Source organism: Dactylosporangium sp. NPDC051541 (assembly GCF_044454505.1).
GTDB lineage: Bacteria > Actinomycetota > Actinomycetes > Mycobacteriales > Micromonosporaceae > Dactylosporangium.
Genome location: NZ_JBITDU010000018.1, coordinates 179,883 through 186,549, shown reverse-complemented (window position 1 = coordinate 186,549; position 6,667 = coordinate 179,883). Strand labels below are relative to the sequence as shown.

Below are 6,667 nucleotides of genomic sequence, written 5' to 3'. Positions count from 1 at the left end.
CACCGCATCGGCAGCAGCTACCGACTCTGTTTCAACTTCCTCGACCACACCGGCCTACGACTATGACCATCACCCAAAAACCGAAAGATCTTTAACCCAAAGGTGGTTACGCGGGTTCGAATCCCGCCGCCGTCCCCGGACGGCGTCGACCAGCGGCCGAGGTCACCAGGTCGGTCACCGCTTCGATCTCGGGGCTGTTGCTAAGGTGCATTGATGATCAATGGTCCGGCCGTGCTCGGCGCCTACCTGCCCGCGACCAGCTTCCCGTGGACGGTATCGCCCGCCGGGCTGACCCACCTGTTCTACGCGTTCGCGACGGTCGAGCACGGCCACCTCACCCTGCCACCCGACGCGCCGGCCCAGCTGGAAGCCTTGGCCGAGCTGCGACAAGCCGGTTTGGCATTGGTACTGTCCGTAGGCGGCTGGGGCGCTGGCGGCTTCTCCGACGCGGCGCTCACCGCCGGTTCCCGGGCCCGGTTCGCCGACGAGTGCGTGGCCCTGGCCGCCGATTTCGACGGCGTGGACCTGGACTGGGAGTTCCCCGTCGCGGGCGGCCCGGCCGAGCTGACCCACCGCCCCGAGGACCGCCGCAACGCCACCCTGCTGGCCCGCGAGCTCCGCGACCGCCTCGGGCCGGACCGGCTGCTGACCGCGGCGCTGCCCGCGGGCCGCCTGCAGTCCGCCGGGCCCTACGACCCGGCCGAGAGCTACGAGCTGGCCGAGCTCGCGGCGCTGCTCGACTTCGTCAACCTCATGACGTACGACTTCGGCACCGGCTTCTCGCCCGTCGCCACGTTCAACGCCCCCTTCGCCGAGGTCGCCGACGACCCGCTGGAGCCCGCACTGCGCCGCTGGAACAACGTCACCGGCGCGGTCGAATACTACGAGCAGTTCGGGGTGCCGAGAGAGAAGCTGGTTCTGGGCGTACCGTTCTACGCCCGCGGTTTCGTCGTGGCGTCCGCCGGTGCCCAGGCCGGCCTGTTCCAGCCGCAGATCGGCACCACGGACGGGCACGACTGGCGGGCCGTCCAACGCGACCTGCTCCCCGACCCGGCCTGGCAGCACCACCGCCACCCGGTGGCCCGCTCGCCGTGGCTCTACAACGCGGACACGGCCACATTCATCAGCTACGAGGACCCGGAGTCCATCGAGGAACGCTCCCGCTTCGCGGCGACCCACGGCCTGCGCGGCGCCTTCACCTGGCAGCTCGCCGCCGACGACGACGAGCACACCCTCCAGGCCGCGATGACCCGCCCGTTCACCACCTGAGCCGAGCCGGGCAGGCTCTGTCGGGTTGTTACCGGTTGCCGGCGGCGAGGCATGGACGGTCGGCAACCGGTGGCCATGGCAAGCGCCCCGGATCATGCTGCCCGGAGGTGGGCACCTGGAACAGGTCGCCCATGGGTTTGGACCCGTGTCATCGAAACGGCGGTCGATGTCCGCCGTTCGGGTTGATGTCCGTACTGCCCGATCGCTGCGCTGTCGGTGGTCGGCGCGGTGTGTCAGGGTCGTTGCTATGGGTACGGACTCGTCGTGGTCACCGGACGATCTGGGTCGTGTCCTCGGCATCGGCGGGAAGCCGGTCGGCACGTGCTTCCAGGTCCGGCCGGGACTCCTGGTAACAGCCTGGCACGTGGTCAGCGCCGCCGGTGGCCGGTCGGTCGGCGCGGAGGTGCTGGTGGCACCGCTCGACGGCGCGGGATCACCGGCGTCGGCGGTCGTTCGGAATGTCGATGAGCTGCGAGACCTTGCCGTACTGACGTGCTCGGTGCCGTTGCGGGCGTCGGTACCCGGACTGGTGAACTCGGCGTCCGCGCCCGCCGGGACCGAGGTTTCGGTGACCGGCGTATCAGATTTTGAGAACCAGATTCGATACGAGTACACGAGTACGGTCGGGACAATGCAGGGCGCTGCGCACCGCGCTGATGGCGTGCTGCACGCGCAGATGACTGCCGCCGGTCTGGTGAAGGGCATGAGCGGCGGACCGGTGCGGCGAATCTCCGACGGCTGGGTCGTCGGCGTAGTCGTGGCCCGCTACAGTGCCGCCGACTTCTGGCTCGCGGGCACGGTATGGGTCGCTCGAATCGAGGACCTCGCTCCGCTCCTCCCCGCCGATGTTGGCATCAGCGACGGCCGGCCAGACAGCGCACCGGCCAACCTCACCCTGACCGGGGATGCGGTAGCCGTGAGCCGGTCCGCGCAGGGTGCCGCCGATGAGGACACACGCGGCGAGTTCGCGACATCGGTGCCGCGATTTTGGAATGTGGCGCGCGCGAATCCGAACTTCACCGGCCGTCAGCGGATGCTCAAGAATTTGCACAAGACTCTGCGCGGAGGACAACGGGCGGCCGTTCAGGCGCTGCACGGCATGGGCGGCGTCGGAAAATCTCAGCTGGCCATCGAATACGCGCATCGCTTCGCCAAGGAATACGAGATCGTCTGGTGGATAAACAGTGAACGGCCCGAGCTGATAGGTGATCAGTTGGCCGCCTTGGCGGTAGAGGTCGGCCTTGCCACAGAATCCGCAGAAACGCCATCCGCGTTCGCCAAACTCAAAGCTTACCTTCGCTCCGTCGGCCGATGGCTTCTCATATACGACAACGCCGAGGCGTGCGACACATTGCTGCCTTGGCTACCTGACGGCAATGGACACATTATTATCACCTCGCGCAGTCCAATATGGACGGGTGTGGCCCTTCCGCTCAACATCAGCGTCTTCAGCAGGGCGGAGTCGATCGCGTTTCTACGAACCAGGCTGCCGCAACTGGAACGACAGATTCTGGACCGGCTAGCCGATGCGGTAGGCGATTTGCCGCTGGCTGCCGCGCAGGCCGCAGACTTGCTCTCGGCCACGGGTATGCCCGTCGAGGCATACCTTGCGGAACTGCGCCGGCACGCCGCCGAAGTGCTGGCCGCCGGCCCGGGTCCGGCCGACTATCCAATGCCGCTGGCCGCCGCCATCAAGCTCGCCGCCGCCCGGCTTGACGCGGAGAATCCCGCGTGCCTGCAGCTGCTCACATTGTGTGCGTATCTGGCGCCGGACCCGATCCCAGCCGGGCTCTTCTACTATGAAGCGGACGAGGTTGCGCTGCCCGTCGAACTGGCCACCGTAGCTGGAAGTCCGATTGCCTTGTCCCAAATTTTTGGCCAAATTACCCGATATGGATTGGCCCGCCTCACGGCAAACGGGATACAGCTGCATCGCCTGACGCAGGCAATCCTGCGCGACATCGACAGCGATTCCGAATCGCACCGGAAAGCCGTTGAGGGATTGATATCCGCAGCCGTACCGGGCAATACAGCCGTTCCCTCGGCCTGGCCTCGGTGGAATCTGCTGCTGCCGCACATTCTCGCGTGTCACCCAGCCGAGAGTGATAACGTCGAAATTCGCGCCGCCGCCATACACGCAGCGTGGTTCCTTCTCAAGCGAGGTGACCCGGCCGCCGCCCTGCCTCTTGCCGAACAGCTTCACCGGGCGTCCGTCGCACGCTCCGGTGCGGACGATCTCGAGACCCTCGAGGCCGCCAGTACGCTCGCCACGATCCATCGCCTGGTAGACAATCACGCCGCCGCAAGGCTCATGGACGCGGATGTCCTTCGTCGTTACCGCCGGATCCTCGGCAGAGACCATCTCAAAACCATCATCGCCGCTCAAAGCTACGCCGATGATCTCCGCCAGATAGATAAATACGGGCTCGCTCGGTTGCTCGACGAGGACACCCTCGCCCGTTGCCGGCAAGTCCTTGGTGACGAGCATCCTAAGACCCTGATAACCACACATAACCTAGCACGCAACTTTCGCCTGCTAGAGCTCCATGCAAAGGCCCGCGAACTCGAACTTCTCGCCATCGACGGTTTCCGGCGGGTGCTCGGCGACGACCATCCAGATACGCTGAGATCAGCTATCGCACTCGCCGGCGACTTGCGGCGCGCAGGTGAGCATGCGGAAGCTCGCCAGCTTGCCGAAGAAACTGTTCGCCGAGCGCACGCAGCCTTGGGTGAGGGTCATCCAGACGAGTTGAGCCACGCTCGCAACCTGGCGCGCTATCTGCGCGAGGTTGGCGAGTTTGAGGAGGCCCGTCAACTCGATCAAGAGACGCTCGAACGCTCGCGCCGAACCCGGGGCAACGACCATGCTGACACCTTGACTGTCGCCCACCATCTCGGCGTTGATCTGCGCGAGCTCGGCGAGTTCGAGCAGGCCCGCCGGCTTGACCAAGAGACGCTCGAACGCTCGCGCCGAACCCGGGGCAACGACCATGCCGACACCTTGGCTGTGGCCCTCAATCTCGCCATCGATTTGCGTCAGCTTGGTGAGTTCGAAGAGGCTCGCCAGCTTGATCAAGACACACTCGAACGTTCGCGCCGAACCCGGGGTAACGACCACCATGACACCTTGGCTGCGGCCCACAATCTCGCCATCGATTTGCGTCAGCTTGGTGAGTTCGAGCAGGCCCGCCAGCTTCATCAAGAGACGCTCGAACGCTTCCGCCGAACCCAGGGCAACGATCATGCCGACACCTTGACGACGGCACAAAATCTCGCCGTTGATCTGCGCAAACTCGCTCGCTTCGAGGAAGCCGCCCGGCTCGGTCAGGACACGCTCGAACGGTGCCGCCGCGTTTACGGCGACGATCGTGACAGCACGTTGTCTGTTGCCCAGAATCTTGCCAGCGATCTGCGCCAGCTTCATCGGTTCGAGGAGGCCCGCCGGCTTGATGAAGGCACGCTGGAGCGTCGTCGCCGCACTCGTGGCGACGACCATGGCAGCACGTTGTCTGTTGCCTTCAACCTTGCCATCGATCTGCGCGAACTCGCCAATTTCGAGGAAGCCGCCCGGCTCGGGCAGGACACGCTCGAACGGTCCCGCCGCATTCGCGGCGACGACCACGACAGAACGTTGGCTATCGCCGAAAATCTTGCCGGCGATCTGCGTCAGCTTGATCGCGTCGAGGAGGCCCGCCGGCTTGATGAAGACACGCTGGGGCGCCGTCGACGAGCGGGAGGCGAGGGCCAGACCAACGCCTAGCAGGAAGCCCGCGACGACATCCGCGAGGCGGTCACGAGCGGGGTCGGGTTAGAGCTCAGCGGGCGGTCAACGGCAGGCGGGCAGGTGGTGGGAGTGGGGCCGGGGTCGGGTGGGCCTGGAAGGACTGGATCATCAGGGCGGCGAAGCGGCGGGAGGCGGCGGCCCGGGCGGCGGGGGAGTCGGCGCGGATGCCGTCGTTGGCCATCAGCGCGAGGACCAGGTCCTCGAGGACGAAGTCGGCCCGCAGGGCGCCGGAGCGCTTCGCCCGGTGGATCAGCCGCAGCAGCATCTGGATCGTGCGGTCGCGGTCGGCGGTGAAGTGCGGCAGCGACGTGAAGGCCCTGGCAAAACCCCGATCCAGCGCGTGTACCTCCATCAGCCGCTCGATCACCATCGAGAATCCGCGCCACGGGTCGGGTGCCGCCAGGCCCTCGGCCGCGATCGCCGAGCACAGTTCGAGCGGCTCCGCGAACGCGGCGGCGAAGAGGGTCTCCTTCGTCGGGAAGTGGCGGTAGACGGTCGCGGGACCGACCTCGGCCCGCCGGGCGATCTCGCGGATCGGCACGTCGAGGCCGTCGGTGGCGAACACGGCCCGGGCCACCGCCAGGATCCGGGCCCGGTTGTCGCGGGCGTCGGAGCGCCCGGGTTGCCTCACTTCGGCCGTCACCGCTCTCACTTTACCCAACCGGACGGGGTGTTCCGTTACGTTCCGGCGGCATGAGAGCTGTGCTGTTCGCCGAGTTCGGGCCGCCGAGTGTCGTCCACGTCGACGAGGTTGCGGAGCCGCACGCGGGGCCGGGGGAGATCCGCATCGCGGTGCGGGCGTCCGGCTTCTCGCCCGGGGAGACGATCGTCCGGTCCGGCCGCCTGAAGGACGTCGTGCCGACCCCGCTGCCGTACCGGACCGGGTTCGACGCGGCCGGCGTCGTCGACGAGATCGGCGAGGGTGTCATCGGCGGCCAGGACGCGGACGGCGGCCGGGTGTCGATCGGTGACGAGGTGTTCGGCATGACGGCGATGAGCCGGCGCGGCGCCAACGCCGACTTCGCCGTCCTCGTCGCCTGGGCGCCCAAGCCGCCCGCGTGGAGCTGGGCCGAGGCCGGCGCAGCCAGCGGTCCGCTCGAGACCGCGACCCGCGTCCTGGACCGGCTCGCGCTCAAGGAAGGGCAGACGGTCCTGATCAACGGCGCGGCCGGAGGGACGGGCGCGGTCGCCGTGCAGGTCGCGCGGGGCCGGGGGCTGCACGTCATCGGTACCGCGAGCGAGGCCAACCACGACTTCCTGCGCTCCCTCGGCGCCGAACCCACCACCTACGGCCCCGGCCTGCGCGAACGTGTCGCCCAGGCCGACGGCGTGTTCGACTGTTTCGGTGGCGCCCTGCCGGACCTCATCGCGATCGCCGGCGACCCGGCCCGGGTGGTGACGATCGCCGACTTCACCGCGGCCGAGCACGGCGTGCACATGTCGAGCGGCCTGAGCGACCCGCTGGCGGTGCCCGCCCTGAGCGAGGCCAGGCGGGCGGGCCTGCGGATTCCTGTCGCGGCGACGTTCCCGCTGGAGCAGGCCGCGGCCGCGCACGCCCTGAGCGAGACGCGGCACGGACGCGGGCGGATCGTCTACGTGCACTGAAAGTTTCGC

General features: G+C 67.7%; 4 protein-coding genes. 3 read left to right on the top strand and 1 reads right to left on the bottom strand.

Going from position 1 to position 6,667, the window contains the following annotated elements; all coding sequences use genetic code 11:
* Window positions 1-213: 213 nt before the first annotated feature.
* On the top strand, window positions 214-1,269 hold the full coding sequence (locus tag ACIA8L_RS47595; RefSeq protein ID WP_395915525.1) for a glycoside hydrolase family 18 protein: 1,056 nt from the start codon (window positions 214-216) through the stop codon (window positions 1,267-1,269).
* 247 nt (window positions 1,270-1,516) lie between these two features.
* Window positions 1,517-5,029, top strand: a complete 3,513-nt coding sequence (fxsT, locus tag ACIA8L_RS47590) for an FxSxx-COOH system tetratricopeptide repeat protein (protein ID WP_395915524.1) — start codon at window positions 1,517-1,519, stop codon at window positions 5,027-5,029.
* 55 nt (window positions 5,030-5,084) lie between these two features.
* Here fxsT and ACIA8L_RS47585 read toward each other — a convergent pair whose 3' ends face one another.
* A complete protein-coding gene (locus ACIA8L_RS47585) occupies window positions 5,085-5,696 on the bottom strand; it encodes a TetR/AcrR family transcriptional regulator (protein ID WP_395915522.1) in 612 nt (203 codons plus the stop codon).
* Between the two features lie 50 nt (window positions 5,697-5,746).
* On the opposite strand from ACIA8L_RS47585, the gene ACIA8L_RS47580 reads away from it, so the two are divergent.
* A complete protein-coding gene (locus ACIA8L_RS47580; protein ID WP_395915520.1) occupies window positions 5,747-6,658 on the top strand; it encodes an NADP-dependent oxidoreductase in 912 nt (303 codons plus the stop codon).
* The last annotated feature ends 9 nt before the right edge of the window (window positions 6,659-6,667 follow it).

Bases quoted from the DNA above. Each gene is read 5' to 3' on its own strand.
- fxsT (WP_395915524.1), top strand. From the start codon at position 1,517: ATGGGTACGGACTCGTCGTGGTCACCGGACGATCTGGGTCGTGTCCTC.
- ACIA8L_RS47595 (WP_395915525.1), top strand. From the start codon at position 214: ATGATCAATGGTCCGGCCGTGCTCGGCGCCTACCTGCCCGCGACCAGC.
- ACIA8L_RS47580 (WP_395915520.1), top strand. From the start codon at position 5,747: ATGAGAGCTGTGCTGTTCGCCGAGTTCGGGCCGCCGAGTGTCGTCCAC.